Source organism: Kitasatospora sp. MMS16-BH015, from assembly GCF_002943525.1.
GTDB lineage: Bacteria > Actinomycetota > Actinomycetes > Streptomycetales > Streptomycetaceae > Kitasatospora.
In genome coordinates, this window is the sequence record NZ_CP025394.1 from 1,980,442 (window position 1) to 1,997,200 (window position 16,759).

9 protein-coding genes and 1 pseudogene are annotated in these 16,759 nt (G+C 74.2%); 5 read left to right on the forward strand and 5 right to left on the reverse strand.

Annotation, left to right across the window (positions count from 1 at the left end; genetic code table 11):
* Window positions 1–11: 11 nt before the first annotated feature.
* Window positions 12–725 (reverse strand): exonuclease domain-containing protein, encoded by a 714-nt coding sequence (locus CFP65_RS08495; protein WP_104815524.1) that lies wholly within the window; start codon window positions 723–725, stop codon window positions 12–14.
* Between the two features lie 294 nt (window positions 726–1,019).
* Here CFP65_RS08495 and CFP65_RS08500 point away from each other — a divergent pair, with 294 nt between their 5' ends.
* A complete protein-coding gene (locus CFP65_RS08500) occupies window positions 1,020–3,914 on the forward strand; it encodes a BTAD domain-containing putative transcriptional regulator (RefSeq protein ID WP_158702093.1) in 2,895 nt (964 codons plus the stop codon).
* A gap of 204 nt (window positions 3,915–4,118) precedes the next feature.
* Here CFP65_RS08500 and efeB read toward each other — a convergent pair whose 3' ends face one another.
* The 3 genes from efeB to CFP65_RS08515 form a co-directional block, all read right to left on the reverse strand.
* On the reverse strand, window positions 4,119–5,429 hold the full coding sequence (gene efeB, locus CFP65_RS08505; RefSeq protein WP_104815526.1) for an iron uptake transporter deferrochelatase/peroxidase subunit: 1,311 nt from the start codon (window positions 5,427–5,429) through the stop codon (window positions 4,119–4,121).
* Window positions 5,429–7,471 (reverse strand): iron uptake transporter permease EfeU, encoded by a 2,043-nt coding sequence (gene efeU / locus CFP65_RS08510; protein ID WP_104815527.1) that lies wholly within the window; start codon window positions 7,469–7,471, stop codon window positions 5,429–5,431. The genes efeB and efeU overlap by 1 nt, the downstream gene beginning before the upstream one ends.
* A 199-nt stretch (window positions 7,472–7,670) precedes the next feature.
* On the reverse strand, window positions 7,671–8,849 hold the full coding sequence (locus CFP65_RS08515) for an SAV2148 family HEPN domain-containing protein (protein ID WP_158702602.1): 1,179 nt from the start codon (window positions 8,847–8,849) through the stop codon (window positions 7,671–7,673).
* Window positions 8,850–9,295: 446 nt separating this feature from the next.
* Here CFP65_RS08515 and glgX point away from each other — a divergent pair, with 446 nt between their 5' ends.
* On the forward strand, window positions 9,296–11,404 hold the full coding sequence (glgX, locus tag CFP65_RS08520; RefSeq protein WP_104815529.1) for a glycogen debranching protein GlgX: 2,109 nt from the start codon (window positions 9,296–9,298) through the stop codon (window positions 11,402–11,404).
* On the opposite strand, the gene CFP65_RS08525 is transcribed toward glgX, so the two are convergent.
* Complete coding sequence (locus tag CFP65_RS08525) at window positions 11,401–12,228, reverse strand: oxidoreductase (protein ID WP_104815530.1); 828 nt, start codon at window positions 12,226–12,228, stop codon at window positions 11,401–11,403. The genes glgX and CFP65_RS08525 overlap by 4 nt on opposite strands.
* 97 nt (window positions 12,229–12,325) lie before the next feature.
* On the opposite strand from CFP65_RS08525, the pseudogene CFP65_RS42475 reads away from it, so the two are divergent.
* The 3 genes and pseudogenes from CFP65_RS42475 to treZ form a co-directional block, all read left to right on the forward strand.
* Window positions 12,326–12,457 (forward strand): annotated as a pseudogene (locus CFP65_RS42475) (MerR family DNA-binding transcriptional regulator); the annotation flags it as partial.
* 159 nt (window positions 12,458–12,616) lie between these two features.
* Window positions 12,617–14,986: a malto-oligosyltrehalose synthase gene (treY, locus tag CFP65_RS08535; protein ID WP_104815532.1), complete on the forward strand. Its 2,370-nt coding sequence runs from the start codon at window positions 12,617–12,619 to the stop codon at window positions 14,984–14,986.
* Complete coding sequence (gene treZ, locus CFP65_RS08540) at window positions 14,983–16,707, forward strand: malto-oligosyltrehalose trehalohydrolase (RefSeq protein WP_104815533.1); 1,725 nt, start codon at window positions 14,983–14,985, stop codon at window positions 16,705–16,707. The genes treY and treZ overlap by 4 nt, the downstream gene beginning before the upstream one ends.
* Window positions 16,708–16,759 lie beyond the last annotated feature (52 nt).

A 16,759-nucleotide genomic window follows, 5' to 3' on the forward strand; every position in this document is an offset into this window, starting at 1 on the left:
CGGAGCCGGTGCTACACCGCCCGCGGGATCACCGGCCAGGCCGGCTCGACCACGGCCGCCGGGTTGGAGGTGCGGCGCAGGTAGGCCTGGAGCGAGGCCGACTGCTCGGCGGCGGCCCGGGTCTGGAGGGTGTGCATGTCGGCCGGGGGCATCGCGCCGACCGTCGCGTACCGCTCGCCCATCCGGCGGGCGACCCTGGCCGCGGCCAGGGCGTCGGCGGCGGCGTTGTGAGCGTCCTCCAGGGCCACGCCGTAGTGGGCGCAGAGGGCCTGGAGGGCCCGCTTGCCGCGGCGGTAGCGGTCGACGTGCTTGTCCAGGACGAGCGGGTCGACCACCGGGGCCGGCGGGCGGCCGAGGCGGTCGGCCAGCGAGGGCACGCCGTGGCGGTGGCACTCGCGGTCGAGCAGGGAGAGGTCGTAGCGGGCGTTCATCACCACCAGCGGGGTGCCCGCGCCGAGCACCTCGGCCACCGCCGCCGTGATCTCGGCCACCGCCCCGGCGGGGGCGGCGCCGTGCTGCCGGGCCCGGTCGGTGGAGATGCCGTGGATCGCCGAGGCCTGCTCGGGTATGGCCACGCCCGGGTCGAGCAGCCAGCCGCGCTCGGCCGAGACCGTGCCGTCCGCCTCCAGGCGGACGAGTGCGGCCGTCACGATCCGGTCCGTCTCGACGTCCGTGCCCGTCGTCTCCAGGTCGAAGCCGACCAGCGGCCCGCTGATCCAACTCATCGCGCCGCTCGCCTCACTGCCCGGCTCATCCCGTGCTCCTTCCGACCCTCTGCCCGACCCTCTGCGCTGTCCGGGCCCCATCATCCCTGCTCGCAGTGACAGCCGGGAGCCCGGTGCCGGACCTGACGGCGTCACCGGGAGATCGGCACCGGCCGGTCTCCGGGCACCGGCAGCCCGTTTCGTCCGTTGCCCAGGTGGCCGCGGGTGGCAGATGCTTGGCCGGGTCCGGCGGGTGGTTCGTCCGGGCAGACAACGGGGGTGGGCGTGCGTTTCGGGATCTTGGGTCCGCTGTCCGTGACGACGGGCGAAGGCCCGGTGGTCGTCACGGGAGACCGGCAGCGGAACCTGCTGGCGACACTGCTGGTGCACGGGGGCGCCACGGTGCCCTTCGACGCGCTGGCCGACGCGGTCTGGGACGGGCAGCCGCCCTGCGGCGCCCGCAGCGCGCTGCACACCTGCCTGGCCCGGCTCCGGCGCCAGCTGGGCCCGGCCGCCGCCGCCCGGATCGTGCACCAGGCGCCCGGGTACCGGTTCGAGCTGCTGCCCGGCGAGTTGGACCTGCACCAGGTGGACGACGCCGCCGCCTCCGGCCGCCGGGCCGCCGCCCGCGGCGAGGAGGAGCAGGCGTACGCACTGCTCACCGAGGCCGCCGCGCTCTGCGCGGGCGCCCCGCTGGCCGACGTGCCCTCCGAGGTGCTGCGCGAGCAGTGGGCCGAGCCGCTGCGGCAGCGGCTGCTGGCCGTCCGGCTCGACCAGGTGGACTCCGGGCTGCGGCTGGGGCTGCTCGCCGAGGTGCTGCCCACGCTGCTGGCGCTGCGCCAGCAGCAGCCGCTGGACGAGCGGGTGCACGAGCGGCTGATGCTGGCCCTGCACCGGGACGGCCGCACCTCCGACGCGCTGGCCGCCTTCCGGCACGCCCGCCAACTCCTGGTCCGCGAGCTGGGCGTGGAGCCCGGCCCGGCGCTCCAGCGGCTGCACCACCGCATCCTGGCCGCCGCCGAGGGCCCGCCCGAGCCGGCCGGGCCCACCGAACCACCGACGGCCGCCGCCCCGGAGCAGGCCCCCACCGGCCCCCCGGCACCCGCCCAACTACCGCCCGCCCTCACCGACTTCACCGGCCGCACGCCCGAGCTGCACCGGCTCGCCCGGCTGCTCGGCCCCGACCGCACCGGGCCGGATGCGGCCACCGACCGGGTGCCGCAGCAGCGCTCCGCGCAGGAGCCCCAGAGCCCCCCGCCCGAGGAGCCCGGCGCCCCCGGGGTGCCGGTGGTGGTGGTCTCCGGCTGCGGCGGGCTCGGCAAGAGCGCGCTGGCCGTCCAGGCCGCCCACCGGCTGCGCCCGCACTACCCGGACGGCCAGCTGTACGCCACCTTCGCCAGCCACAGCGGGCGGCCCCGCACCACCGGCGAGGTGCTGGCGGGCTTCCTGGCCGCGCTCGGCACCCCGGCCGAGGCCCTGCCCAAGTCCGACGAGGACCGGGCGGCGCACTTCCGCAGCCTGGTCGCCGACCGGCGGCTGCTGCTCCTGCTGGACGACGCCCCGGACGCGGCGGCGGTGCGCCCGCTGCTGCCCGGCGGAGCCGGCTGCGGGGTGCTGGTGACCAGCCGCGACCGGCTCTCCGGCCTCTCCGGCGCCCTGCTGCTCGACCTCGACCTGCTGCCGCGCGAGCAGGCCCGTGCCCTGCTCGGCCGGGTGGCCGGGGCCGACCGGCTGGCCGCCGAGCCGGAGGCCGCGGAGCGGATCCTGGACGCCTGCGCGGGCCTGCCGCTGGCCCTGCGGATCGTCGGCGCGCGGCTGGTGGCCCGCCCGGGCTGGAGCCTGGCCCACCTGGCCGCCCGGCTGGCCGACGAGCGCGGGCGCCTCGGCGAGCTGCGCGCGGGCGACCTCGCGGTGGGGGCCAGCTTCGCCGTCTCGTACACCTCGGTGGGCGCGGCCGACGCCGTCCGGGGCTCCGCGGTGGCCCGGGCCTTCCGGCTGCTCGGGCTGGTCAGCGGGCCGACCATCGGGCTGAGCACCGCGAGCGCGCTGCTCGACCGGCCGGTGCCGGAGGTCGAGGAGGCGATGGAGCACCTGGTCGACGCCCACCTGCTCGAATCGACCCACCCCGGCCGATACCGCTTCCACGACCTGCTCCGGGTCTACGCCCGGGGCGCCGCCGAGCAGCAGGAGCGGGCCGACGACCGGGAGGAGGCCGTGCACCGGCTGCTCACCTTCTTCCGCGAGGGCACCGCGGCGGCCGCCGCCCAACTCAACCCGGGCCGCCGGGCGGTGGGCACCGGGCCGGCCGAGGAGCGCTGGTCGCCCTTCCCCGACCGGACGGCGGCGCTGCGCTGGCTGGACGCCGAGCACGAGAACCTGGTCGCGGCGGCCCGGCAGTCGGCCGAGCTCGGCCTGGACGGCTACACCTGGGAGCTGGCCCGCAACCTGGCCCAGTACTTCATGCTCGGCGGCCACGTGGACGACCACATCGACACCCACCGCCTCGCCCTGACGGCCACCCAGCGGCTCGGCGACCGGGCCGCCGAGCACATCTGCTCGGCCAACCTGGCCGCCCCGTACTGGCAACTCGGCCGGTTCCAGGAGGCGCTGGAGACGCTGGAGCACAGCCTGGAGCTGACCGAGGAGCTGGGCGACACCCAGGGCGAGGCCAACTGCCTGCTGCGGATCGGCCTGGTGCAGGCCGCCCAGGACGACCACGCCTCGGCGGTGGAGACCTACCGGCGGGCGCTGCCGGTGCTGCGCACCCTGGAGCGGCGCAACGAGGAGGCCAACCTGCTCGGCAACCTGGGCCACGCGCTGGCCGTGCTCGGCCGCAGCGGGGAGGCGCTGGAGACGCTCCGCGAGGCCGTGGCGCTGGCCCGGGAGATCGGCGACCGGCGGAACGAGGCGACGGCCCTGGTCAGCATCGGCCAACTCCTCTGCGAGCTGCGCCAGCCCGGCGAGGCGCTGGACCAGCTCCGGGCCGGCCTGGCCGCCGCCCGCGAAGCCGGCGACCTCAGCAACGAGGCCGAGGCCCTGACCGGCCTCGGCGAGGCCTTCCGCCAGCTCGACCTCACCGCCCCCGCCGAGCAGCACGTGCGCGAGGCCCTGGAGATCCTCGAACACCGCCTCACCCGCCCCGACCTGCACGCCGAGGCCGTCGCCACCCTGGCCGGCATCCGCCGCGCCGCCCTGCCCACCGGCGGCTGACGGCCCGTCCGGGGGCGGGGTAAGCGAGAGGTGACTGGGAGGTAAGCGCTCTCCGGCACTCTGGTCCTGCGCCTCAGGAGAGACGGGGGTCTTCCCGAAGCGTGCGTCCCCCAGGACGCGGACGCCCTCCCGGCGCTCCATCTCGACCACGTGCTCATGGTCGGGGCGGCGGGAGGGCGTCCCGGGTTCTCAGCCCGGGTCGACTCAGGCGAACAGGGCCCGGCCGAGCCAGTCGGCGCCGTCCTTCACGCCCGGCAGGACGAAGAAGTAGCCGCCGCCGGTGGGCGAGATGTAGTCGACCAGGGGCTCGTCGATCAGGCGGGTCTGGGTGGCCTCGAACTGGCGGACCACGTCCTGCTGGTAGCAGCAGAAGGCCAGGCCCATGTCGAGGTTGCCGACCTTGTCCACGCCGCGGTCGTAGTTGTAGCCGCGGCGCAGGATCCGGGTCTCGTCGGTCTTGTCGGTGCGCGGGTTGGCCAGCCGGATGTGGGCGTCCAGCGGGATGGCCTTGCCGTCCGGGTCCTTGGCGTAGTCCGGGGCGTCCAGCTCGTCCGCGCCGTCCAGCGGGGCGCCGGTGTCCTTGCGGCGGCCGAACATCTTCTCCTGCTCGGCCAGCGAGACGCGGTCCCAGAACTCCACCAGCATCCGGATGATCCGGATGACCTGGTAGCTGCCGCCGACGGCCCAGGCGGGCTCGCCCGCGCCGTCCTTGACCCAGACCAGCTTGTCCATCTCGCGGCCGGACTTCACGTCCGGGTTGGCGATGCCGTCCTTGAAGCCGAGCAGGTTGCGCTGGGCGCCGTCCGGGCGGGACGGGCTCTGGAAGCCGTCGATCCGCCACTTGACCTGCATCGCGCCGCGGGTGTGCCGGGCGATGTCGCGCAGCGCGTGCAGCACGGTGTCCTGGCGGTCGGCGCAGATCTGCAGGCTCAGGTCGCCGTGCAGCTCGGCCTCCTGCAGGTTGTCGTTGGGGAAGGTCTTCATCGGCGTCAGCTTGACCGGCTTGAGCTTGGCCAGGCCGTACCGCTCGTCGAAGAGCGAGGCGCCCACGCCCACCGTGACGGTGAGGTTGTCGGCCGGCACCACCGGGCCGAGGATGCCGTTGTCCGCGGGCGGCGCGCCGACGCCCAGGTCCGGCGGGGTGCCGCCGGCGGTGAGGAAGCGGATCCGCTCGGTCAGGGTGCGGAAGAGGTCCTCCAGTGCCTTCCGGTCGGCGGCCGTCACCAGGAAGGAGACGAACATCGCGAACCCCGGGGTCGGGGTCAGCACGCCGGCCTGGTGCTCGCCGTGGAAGGGCACCGCCCCGGACTTGGGCGCGGTGGAGCTGTCGGCGCTGGCCGTCCCGGTGGAGAGGGCGAAGGCCCCGCCGGCCAGCGCGGCGGCCCCGGCGCCGGCGCCGAGCGCGGCGGTCAGGAAGCTGCGGCGGGCGGGCCCGGCCGGGCAGCCCTCGGCAGCGGGAGCAGGGGCGGCAGCGGCGTGCGGGAAGGGGCAGGAGCCGGTCTGCTGGCTGGTCATCAGGCGGACTTCCGGATCTCGAGCAGGTCGGGTACGGGGGCGAGGTCTTCGAGCAGCTGCCCGGTGGCGGCGTTCAGCCGGGCGCGGGTGGCCGGGGCGAGCCGGTCGACCGGGGTCCAGCTGCCGTCCGCCTGGTGCGCGGCGGTGAGCAGGGCGCCGAGCCGGGCCACGCCGGCGTCGATCTTGCCGAGCAGCTCGGGCGAGCGCGGCTTGATCAGCGGCTGCAGCACCGTCAGCAGCTCCTGGGTGCCCGCCAGGTTGGCCTGGGCGGTGGCCAGGTTGGTGCCGCTGCCCTGGTCGGTGTCGCCGGTGAGCTCGAACTGGAGGGTGTTCTCCAGGATCTCGTGGGTGCGCAGCGGCAGGTCGCCCGGGTCGAACTCCTGGGTCGGGAAGGCCTTGCCGAGCCCGGCCACGTCCTCGGCCAGCTGGTCGGCGACGGGGGTCAGGTCGGCGGCGGACTGGCCGTGCCAGAGGCCGTACTCCAGGCGGAGGAAGCCGCTGAAGTCCTTGTCCAGCGCCTTGTCGGCGTAGCCGTCCGGACGCCCGTTGATCTTCTTGTCGAAGTCGGCGAAGGTGCCGTAGGCGGCGCCGAGCGAGGCGTACTGGGTGTGCGCGGTGACCCAGTCGGCCTTGGCGGCGTTGAGGTCGCCGCCGTGGATGTCGGCCTGCAGCTTCTGGGTCTGCGCCAGCAGGGTGGTCAGGCCCTTGCCGACGTACTCCTTGTACGCGTCCAGCGGGGCCTTGAGGTCGTCCTCGGCCACTGGGATGACGGACTTGACGGCCGCTCCGCCGGTGACGTGCACGGCGGCGGAGGTGACCGACTTGCCGCCGGTGGGCACGCAGCGCCAGGCGTAGTCGCCGGTGCCGATGGTGGCGGTGAGCGCGCGGGTGGTGGCCGGGGCCAGGCCCTCGATCTCGCCGTAGACCGAGCCGGAGGTGGGGTTGATCAGGTAGACCTCGGAGGTCTTGTCCCCGGTGTTGTGCATCTGGAAGACCTGCTGGCCGGGCTGCGGCACGGTGAAGCCCTTGCCGCACTCGGTCTCCGAGACGGCCACGGTGGCCGTCCCGGCCGGCTTGCCGTCGCTGACGGCGATCACCACGCCGGCCACCACGGCGGGCACGGCGACCAGCGCGGCCGGCACCACCCAGCGCGGGCGGGTCGGCTCCACCGCCGCGGGCTTCTCCTCGGTCTTCTCGCCGGCCACCGGCTCGGCCGCCGGCTTGGGCTTGCCCGCCCGGACGCCGACCACGAACAGCGACATCACCACGGCCAGGTAGACCACGTAGGCGACGACCTGCAGCCAGGTCATGGTGACGGTCAGGTTGAACACGCCCTGCACCAGGGTGGCGTACCAGGAGGAGGCGTCGATGCTGCCGCTCAGGTCGAAGGCGTGGGCGTGGCCGCCGGGCAGCACACCGCCCTCCTGCAGGTCGCGCAGGCCGTAGCTGAGCACGCCCGCCGCGATCACGATCAGGACGGCGCCGGTGACGGTGAAGAACCTGGTCAGGTTGATCTTGAGCACCCGGCGGTACAGGCCCCAGCAGAGCCCGGCCGCGAGCACCAGGCCGACGGCGCCGCCGATCAGCGGGCCGGTCGAGCTCTTGGCGGTCTGGATGGTGCTCCAGAGGAAGAGCGAGGTCTCCAGGCCCTCCCGGCCGACGGCCAGGAAGCTGGTCAGCACCAGGGTGCCGGCGCCCATCGCGAGGGCGGCCGTCACCTTCTCCCGGATGTCCGAGGAGAGGTTGCGGGCCGACTTGCGCATCCAGAAGACCATCGCGGTGACGAAGGCCACCGCGATCAGGCTCAGGCAGCCGCCGAAGGCCTCCTGCGCCGGGCCGGACAGCTTGGCGGCGGTGAAGGTGAGCACCGACCCGAAGCTGAGCGCCAGCGCGAGCGCGGCGACCACACCTGTCCAGACCTGCGGCAGCCGGTGCTTCTGCTCCGACCGCACCAGCGTCGCCACCAGGATGGAGACGATCAGCCCGGCCTCAAGACCCTCCCTGAGGCCGATCAGGAAACTCGGAAACGCTTCGTCCCACATAAGCCGAGGGCTCCTCTCCGGGACACGCCCGGCCTTACCTGTCCTTTTTGCCCAGCACGCAGCCGGACGCCCCGGACGGCTGAGCCGTCCAGGGCGCGCTGCTTAGCTTAGGCATACCTTAGAGACCCGGCGGTCAAGCGTCCACACCGGGGGTGCGAGTAAGTCGGATGGTCAGCTCGACGAGGAGTCAGGCCCCGGCTCAGGAGACGGCGCGGGAGTCGGCCCAGACGCCCTCGAACTCCTCGCGGTAGGTCTCGAGCAGGCCCGGCTCCTGGCCGCCGGGCACCTGGCCGGCGCCGCCGCGCAGCACCAGGGCCGGGGATTCGATGCCCCGGGCCCGGCGCAGGTAGGGCTGGACGACGCCGAGATCGGTGGAGCGGCGGCGGCCGGTGGTGGCGCGCGGGCCCTCGACCAGGTAGGCGGTGAAGCGCGGGGTCTCGTCGAAGACCCGGATCTCGAAGCCGCCCTGGTCGCGCAGACGGGCCCGGACCCGGCGCACGTGCATGATGTTCATCTCGATCGAGCGGGCCAGCTCGCCCCGGCCGAGACCGAGCTCGCGCTCGCGCCGGCGCACCGCGCTGCTGGCCGGGTTGAGGAAGAGCAGCCGCATCCGGCAGCCCTCCGAGGCCAGCTGCACCAGCCGCTTGCCGGTGTAGTTCTGGCAGAGCATGCCGAGCCCGATGCCCACCGCGTCCAGCCGCCGGGCCCCCTCCAGCAGGTCCTCCACCGGCAGCTCGCGCTGCAGCCGGACGCGGTCCGGGTGCACGGCCACCACGTCCGCGTACCGCCCGGCCACCAGCTCCTCGACGATGTCGGCGGGCACCCCGCCGGCCCCGCCGTCGAGCAGGGTGAGCAGCCGGGCGGCGGCCCGCTCGGCCTGGGCCAGCACGGTCTGCGAGAGGGAGCGGTTGCGGGAGACGACGTGCCGGGCCACCTCCAGCTCGTCCAGGGCCAGCTCCACCTCGCGGCGGTCCACCACGTACGGCTCGAAGCAGGGCCAGTGCTGCACCATCAGCTCGCGCAGCTGCGGCAGGGTGAGGAAGACCAGCGGGTCGTCGTCGGCCGGGTCGAGCAGGTAGCCCTTGCGGCGGCTGACCTCGCGGACGGCCCCGGCCCGGTGCACCCACTCCTCGCCGGCAGGGCCGGCGGCGGCGGTCACCCAGTCCTCGCCGTGCGCGGGGGCATAGACCGGCCGCAGCACCTCGTCCACCAGGGCGCGCAGCCGCTGCTCGACCAGGTTGAGCCAGACGTACGCCCGGCCGGTGAGCCGCACCCGCTGGTGGGCCAGCTGCCACTGCTCGGCGCTCCAGGCCAGCGGCGCGCCCTCGGCCCCGGGCTGGACGGGCAGCGCGATCCGGGTGGTGGTGGACGGGCGCATCACCACGGTGGGAGCCTCGGCCCGGCCCTCGGGCCCGCCCCGACCGTCGGAGGGGACGACCATGCGCTACCTCACCTCTCGGCCCCACCGGAGGTGACGGGCCGTCCGCTGACAGAGCTTCAACCCTGGCGCGCCCTCGGCAGAGCCTGTCTGCGCACGGTGGACCCCGGGCTCCGGCCGAGCCTGAGCACACCGGAAGATCAAGGGTACTGCCCCCGCCCGGCGCCACGCAGCCCCTCTTGACGGCCCGTCGACTCCCCCACTCACCCCGGCGGACACCCGTTCGGGCGAACAACGGCCGGATGAACACCATTGAAGCGCCCGTTTCGGTGAATATGCCCCTTGTGCCGTACGTCACGGTACGGTGGCCCGCGCCATCGGGGAGACTCGGTGGGCGAGCCATATCGTGCGCCAATTCCCAGGACATCAAGGGAAGTTGAGGGATCATGCAGGTCTGGCCAGGTCAGCCGTACCCACTCGGCGCCACCTACGACGGGGCCGGCACCAACTTCGCCGTGTTCTCCGAGAGCGCCGACCGGATCGAGCTCTGCCTGCTCGCCGAGGACGGCTCGGAGCGCACCGTGGAGCTGCGGGAGACGGACGCCTTCGTCCGCCACGCCTACCTGCCGGGCGTCCAGCCCGGTCAGCGGTACGGCTTCCGGGTGCACGGCCCGCACAACCCCGGCCTGGGCCAGCGGCACAACAGCTCCAAGCTGCTGCTCGACCCGTACGCCAAGGCGATGAGCGGCCACATCGACTGGGACGAGTCGGTCTACGGCTACCACTTCGGCGCCCCCGAGCGGCGCAACGACCTCGACTCCGCCCCGCACACCATGCACTCGGTGGTGGTCAACCCGTACTTCGACTGGGGCAACGACCGCCCGCCGCGCACCGACTACCACCGCACCGTGCTGTACGAGGCCCATGTGAAGGGGCTGACCAGACTCCACCCGGGCATCCCGGAGGAGATCCGCGGCACCTACGCGGGCCTGGCCCACCCGGCGGTGATCGAGCACCTGGCCAAGCTGGGCGTCACCGCGATCGAGCTGATGCCGGTGCACCAGTTCGTCCGCGACCACCGGCTGCGCGACCTCGGGCTGACCAACTACTGGGGCTACAACACCATCGGCTTCTTCGCCCCGCACTCCTCCTACGCCTCGCTCGGCGACCGGGGGCAGCAGGTGCAGGAGTTCAAGTCGATGGTCAAGGCGCTGCACGCGGCCGGCATCGAGGTGATCCTCGACGTGGTCTACAACCACACCGCCGAGGGCAACCACCTCGGGCCCACCCTCTCCTTCCGCGGCCTGGACAACGCCTCCTACTACCGGCTCGCCAAGGACCAGCGGTTCTACGAGGACACCACCGGCACCGGCAACAGCCTGCTGATGCGCTCCCCGCACGTGCTCCAGATGATCATGGACTCGCTGCGGTACTGGGTCACCGAGATGCACGTGGACGGCTTCCGCTTCGACCTCGCGGCCACCCTGGCCCGGCAGTTCCACGAGGTCGACCGGCTCTCCTCCTTCTTCGACCTCTGCCAGCAGGACCCGGTGGTCTCCCAGGCCAAGCTGATCGCCGAGCCCTGGGACCTGGGCGAGGGCGGCTACCAGGTGGGCAACTTCCCGCCACTGTGGACGGAGTGGAACGGCATGTACCGGGACACCGTCCGCGACCTCTGGCGCGGCGAGGACGCCAGCCTGGCCGAGTTCGGCTCCCGGCTCACCGGCTCCTCCGACCTCTACCAGGACGACGGCCGCCGCCCGATCGCCTCGATCAACTTCGTCACCTGCCACGACGGCTTCACCCTGCGCGACCTGGTCTCCTACAACGAGAAGCACAACGAGGCCAACGGCGAGGACAACCGGGACGGCGAGAGCTTCAACCGCTCCTGGAACTGCGGGGCGGAGGGCGAGACCGACGACCAGGCCGTGCTCACGCTCCGGGCCCGCCAGCAGCGGAACCTGATCGCCACCCTGCTGCTCTCCCAGGGCGTGCCGATGCTCTCCCACGGCGACGAGCTCGGCCGCACCCAGGGCGGCAACAACAACGCCTACTGCCAGGACAGCGAGCTCTCCTGGATCGACTGGGCCGCCGCCGACACCGAGCTGCTCGAATTCACCCAGGGCATGATCTGGCTCCGCCGCGACCACCCGGTCTTCCGCCGCCGCCGGTTCTTCCACGGCCGCCCGGTCTCCGGCACCCACGACGACCTCACCGACATCGCCTGGTTCACCCCGGCCGGCGTGGAGATGACCGACCGGGACTGGTCCACCCGTTACGCCAAGTCACTCACCGTCTTCCTCAACGGCCACGCCATCTCCGAGCCCGACCGGCGCGGCGGCAAGATCGTCGACGACTCCTTCCTGCTGATGTTCAACGCCCACTTCGAGCCCCTGGAGTTCACCGTCCCCGCCGACCACGGCCACGAGTGGACCACCGTGGTCGACACCACCCTCCCCACCCTCCCCCGCCCCGGCGAGGGCACCCGGATCAAGGCCGGCGACACCCTCTGGCTCACCGACCGCTCGCTCCTGGTGCTCCACCGGCCGGCCTAGAGGTCAGTGGAGAGCGCCACCTCGCGCCACTCGTCGAGCTCCCGCCGCACCAGCGCCAGCTTCGCCTCCACCCGCTCCAGCGTGTCGGAGCCCAGCTGCAGGCGCAGCGGCGGTTCGGCGGCCTCGGTGACGTCGAGGACGGCCTTGGCGGCCTTCACCGGGTCGCCCGGCTGCCGGCCGTCGTAGTGGGCCAGCGCCTCGCGCACCGGCGCCGTGCCCTCGGCGTAGTCGGCGATCGAGGCGGGCACGGTCCACAGGCTGGAGCCGCTCAGGAAGTCGGTCCGCAGCCCGCCCGGCTCGACGATCGTGACGCGGACGCCGAGCGGGGCCAGCTCGCCGTGCAGCGCCTCGGAGATCCCCTCGAGGGCGAACTTCGACGCGCCGTACAGGCCGATCGCCGGAGCGGTGGCGAACCCGCCCCCGGAGCTGATGTTCAGCACGTGCCCGGACCGCTGCGCCCGCAGGGTCGGCAGCGTGGCCCGCAGGGTGTTGAGCACCCCGAACACATTGACGTCGAACAGCGCCCGGGCCGCCGCGTCCGGAACTTCCTCGACCGCTCCGAGCAGCCCGTACCCGGCGTTGTTGACCACCACGTCGATCCGGCCGAAGGCCGCCAGCCCGGCCTGCACGGCGGCGGCCAGCTGGGCCGGCTCGGTGACGTCCGCGCTCACCGCCAGCAGCCCGGCCGGCCGCTCCGGGTACGCCTTGAGCACCGCCGCCGCGTCCCGCGCGGTGGCGATCACCCGGTGGCCCCGCTCCAGCGCCTGCCGGGTGATCTCCGCGCCGAGACCCCGCGACGCCCCCGTGATGAACCAGACACCCATGTTCCTGCTCCCCTGTTGCTGCCGTCTGTTCCTGCCGTCCGACGGCTCGACGCTAGGGCCTAGAGTCGGGTCTAGATCAACAGCGATCGGGGGCATCGTGGACCTGAGCATCGGTGAGGTGTCGCAGCGCAGCGGCCTGAGCGTGCACGCGTTGCGCTTCTACGAGCGGGAGGGCCTGTTCGCCAACCCGGTGCGCCGGCTGCCCAGCGGGCACCGGATCTACCAGGAGCACCTGGACCGGGGCGAGGCCGACCGGCTCTGGAACCCGTCCGCGCCGGCCGCGCCCTCCGCTCCGAGCGGCCCCTCGTCCTGACAAGGTGCGGGCGGGGAGACCCCCCGTCAGCCCAATCCGCGTTCGTCCCCGGCCGGGGCGGGTACGGATGGAGCCATGACCGAAGCGCCACCCACGGCCAGCTACCGGCTCCAGCTCCAGCCCGGGTTCACCCTGCACGAGGCCGCCGAGGCCGTGCCCTACCTGGCGGCGCTGGGCGTCAGCCACCTGCACCTGTCGCCGCTGCTGGCCGCCGTACCGGGCTCCACGCACGGGTACGACACGGTGGACCACACCCTGGTCAGCCCCCAGCTCGGCGGGGAGGAGGCGCTGCGCACGCTGGCCAAGACGGCCCACGGGCACGGCCTGCGGCTGCTGGCCGACGTGGTGCCCAACCACATGGCGCTGCCGGTGCCCGAGCAGCTCAACCAGCCGCTCTGGCAGGTGCTCCGGGACGGCCCTGACTCCCCGTACGCGCCCTGGTTCGACATCGACTGGACGGCCCAGCCCGGCCCGCCGGACGCCCCCGAGCGCGGGCGGCTGCTGCTGCCGCTGCTCGGCGCCCGGCTCGGCGAGGTGCTCGACCAGCTCTCGGTCGAGGGCGACGTGCTGCACTACCACGACCACGCCTTCCCGCTCCGGCCCGGCACCGCCCAGCTCCCGCTGCCCGAGCTGCTCGCCCGCCAGTGGTACCGGCTGGCCTGGTGGCGGCTGGCCGACAGCGAGCTCAACTACCGGCGGTTCTTCACCGTCAACGAGCTGATCGCCGTCCGGGTGGAGGTGCCGGAGGTCTTCGAGGCCACCCACGGCACCCTGCTGCGGCTGCACGCCGAGGGCGTGCTGGACGGCTTCCGGGTGGACCACCCGGACGGCCTGGCCGACCCCCGGGGCTACCTGCGCCGGCTGGCCGGGGCCACCGGCGGCGCGTACACCGTGGTGGAGAAGATCCTCACCGGCCCGGAGGAGCTGCCCGCCGACTGGCCCTGCGCCGGCACCACCGGCTACGACGCGCTGCGCCGGATCGACGGCGTGCTGACCGACCACCAGGGCGCCGAGCGGCTGATCCACGCCTACCGGCACGACACCGGCGCACCGAGCGCCGAGGAGGCCGCCCGCCAGGGCCGGGCCGAGCTGACCGCCCCCGGCGGCGGCCTGGCCGCCGAGCTGGAGCGGCTGGTCCGGCTGGTCGGCCGGATCTGCGCCGCCGAGCCCGCGCTGGCCGACCACGCCCCGGACGCCGTCCGCGCCGCGCTGCGGCAGCTGCTCACCGCCTACCCGGTCTACCGGCCGTACGTGGTGCCCGGCGAGCCCGCCCCGCCGGAGGCGGTGGAGGCGGTGGAGGCCGCGATGGCCGGCGGCGGGCCGACCGGCGAGCTGGTCCGCGACCTCGCGCTGGGGCGGCTCGGACGCGGCCCGGGCCGGGACGAGTTCTGCGCCCGGATCGCCCAGACCGCCTCGGCGGTGGCCGCCAAGGGCGTCGAGGACACCGCCTTCTACCGCTGGAACGCGCTGCTCAGCCTGAACGAGGTGGGCGGCTCGCCCGAGCACCCGGGCCTGAGCCCCGAGGAGTTCCACCGCTGGTGCGCCCACCAGGAGCAGCACTGGCCGCAGTCGATGACGGCGCTCTCCACCCACGACACCAAGCGCAGCGCCGACGCCCGGGCCCGGCTCGCCGTGCTGGCCGAGCTGCCCACCACCTGGGTGGCCGAGCGGGCCGCCTGGCAGGCCGCCGCCGGGCCCGGCCCGGACCAGGACAGCGACTGGCTGCTCCACCAGACCCTGTTCGCGGCCTGGCCGATCTCCGCCGACCGGCTCACCGCCACCCTGCTCAAATCCGCCCGCGAGGCCAAGCGGCAGACCTCCTGGACCCACCAGGACGAGGCGTACGAGCGCGCCCTAGCCGAGCACGCCCGCCGGGTGCTCGACCACCCGGGCCTCTGCCCCAGGATCGAGGGCTTCGTCCGCACCCTCGCGCCGCACGCCCGCAGCAACACCCTGGCCGCCGCCCTGCTCCACCTCACCGTGCCCGGGGTGCCCGACCTCTACCAGGGCAGCGAGGAGCCGCTCTACACCCTGGTCGACCCGGACAACCGCGCCCCGGTCGACCTCGGGGCGCTGGCCGTCCGCCTCACCGACTCCCCCACCGGCCGCCCCGGCGACCTGGCCCGGGAGAAGCTGCACCTGACCACCACCGCCCTGCACCTGCGCCGCACCACCCACCTCGGCCGCTACCAGCCGCTCACCCCCACCGGCCCAGCCGCCGCCCACCTGCTGGCCTTCGCCCGCGGCCCCGAGGTGATCACCGCCGTGACCCGCCTCCCCTACGGACTGGCCCACGCGGGCGGCTGGCGGGACACCACCCTCGACCTGCCGCCGGGCACCTGGACGGACGAGCTGACGTCACGTCGGTTCGCCGGCCCTGTCGCCCTGCTGGAACTCTTCGACCCCTACCCCGTCGCCCTGCTGACCAGGAAGGCCGGCTCATGAGCGAGTACCAGGTCTGGGCCCCGGCCGCCGCCGAGGCCGTCGAGGTCGAGGTGGACGGCGAGCGGTACCCGCTCGCCCGGCTGGCCGACCGCCCCGGCTGGTGGGGCGGCGAGGCCCCGGCGGGCGACTACGCGTACCGCCTGGACGGCGGCCCGCCGCTGCCCGACCCGCGGTCCCCGCGCCAGCCGCACGGCCCCGACGGCCCGAGCCGCGCCGTGGACCACAGTGCCTTCGCCTGGTCCGACACGCCCTGGCGCGGCCGCCCGCTGCCCGGCTCGGTGGTCTACGAGCTGCACATCGGCACCTTCACCCCGGCCGGCACCTTCGCCGCCGCCGCCGAGCGGCTCGACCACCTGGTCGAACTCGGCGTGGACTTCGTGGAGTTGATGCCGGTCTGCCCCTTCCCCGGCAGGCACGGCTGGGGCTACGACGGCGTCTCGCTCTGGGCCGTGCACGAGCCCTACGGCGGCCCCGAGGGCCTCAAGCGCTTCGTGGACGCGGCCCACCGCAAGGGCCTGGGCGTGATCCTGGACGTGGTGCACAACCACCTCGGCCCCTCCGGCAACTACCTCCCGGCGTACGGCCCCTACTTCACCGACCGGCACCACACCCCCTGGGGCGCGGCGGTCAACCTGGACGCCCCCGGCTCCGACGAGGTCCGCGCCTACCTGCTCGGCAGTGCGCTGGCCTGGCTGCGCGACTACCGGATCGACGGCCTGCGGCTGGATGCCGTACACGCCCTGGCCGACGACCGCGCGCTCACCTTCCTGGAAGAACTCTCCACCGCCGTCGACCAGTTGGCCGTCGCCACCAATCGCCCGCTCTTCCTGATCGCCGAATCCGACCTCAACGACCCCCGTACCACCGCCCCCCGCGAGGCCGGTGGCCTGGGCCTGGCCGCCCAGTGGAGCGACGACTTCCACCACGCCCTGCACACCGCCCTGACCGGCGAATCCCAGGGCTACTACGCCGACTTCGCCGCCGACCCGCTCGACGCCCTGGCCCGCACCCTGACCCGGGGCTTCTTCCACGAGGGCACCTGGTCCAGCTTCCGGGGCCGCACCCACGGCCGTCCCTTCCCCGCCGCCCACGGCCACCGCCTGCTCGGCTACCTCCAGACCCACGACCAGATCGGCAACCGCGCCACCGGCGACCGCCTCTCCGCCACCCTCTCCCCGGGCCGGCTGGCCATCGGCGCCGCCCTGGTACTGACCTCCCCCTTCACCCCGATGCTCTTCATGGGCGAGGAGTGGGGCGCCACCACCCCCTGGCAGTACTTCACCAGCCACACCGACCCCGCCCTCGCCGAGGCCGTCCGCCAGGGCCGCCGCCGCGAGTTCACCGACCACGGCTGGCCCCCCGAGCAGATCCCCGACCCCCAGTCCCCCGCCACCGTCCTGGCCTCCACCCTCGACTGGTCCGAGCCCACCCTCCCCGGCCACGCCGACCTCCTGGCCTGGTACCGCAGGCTGATCCACCTGCGCCGCACCCACCCGGCCCTCACCAACCCCGACCTGTCCGCGGTCCGCGTCGACCGCACGCCCCGGTCACTCACGGTCCACCGCGGCCCCTACCGCATCCTGGCCGCCTTCGCCGACACCACCATCACCCTGGACCACAGTCAGGAGGAGACCCTCGCCACCTTCGGCGACACCCACTCCACCGACCCCCGTACGGTGAAACTGGCCGCAGACTCGGTAGCAGTGCTCAAGTTGCACTAACCGGGGGCGCGGGGAACTGCGCGCCCAGCCACAGACCTCCCCGCACCCCGGT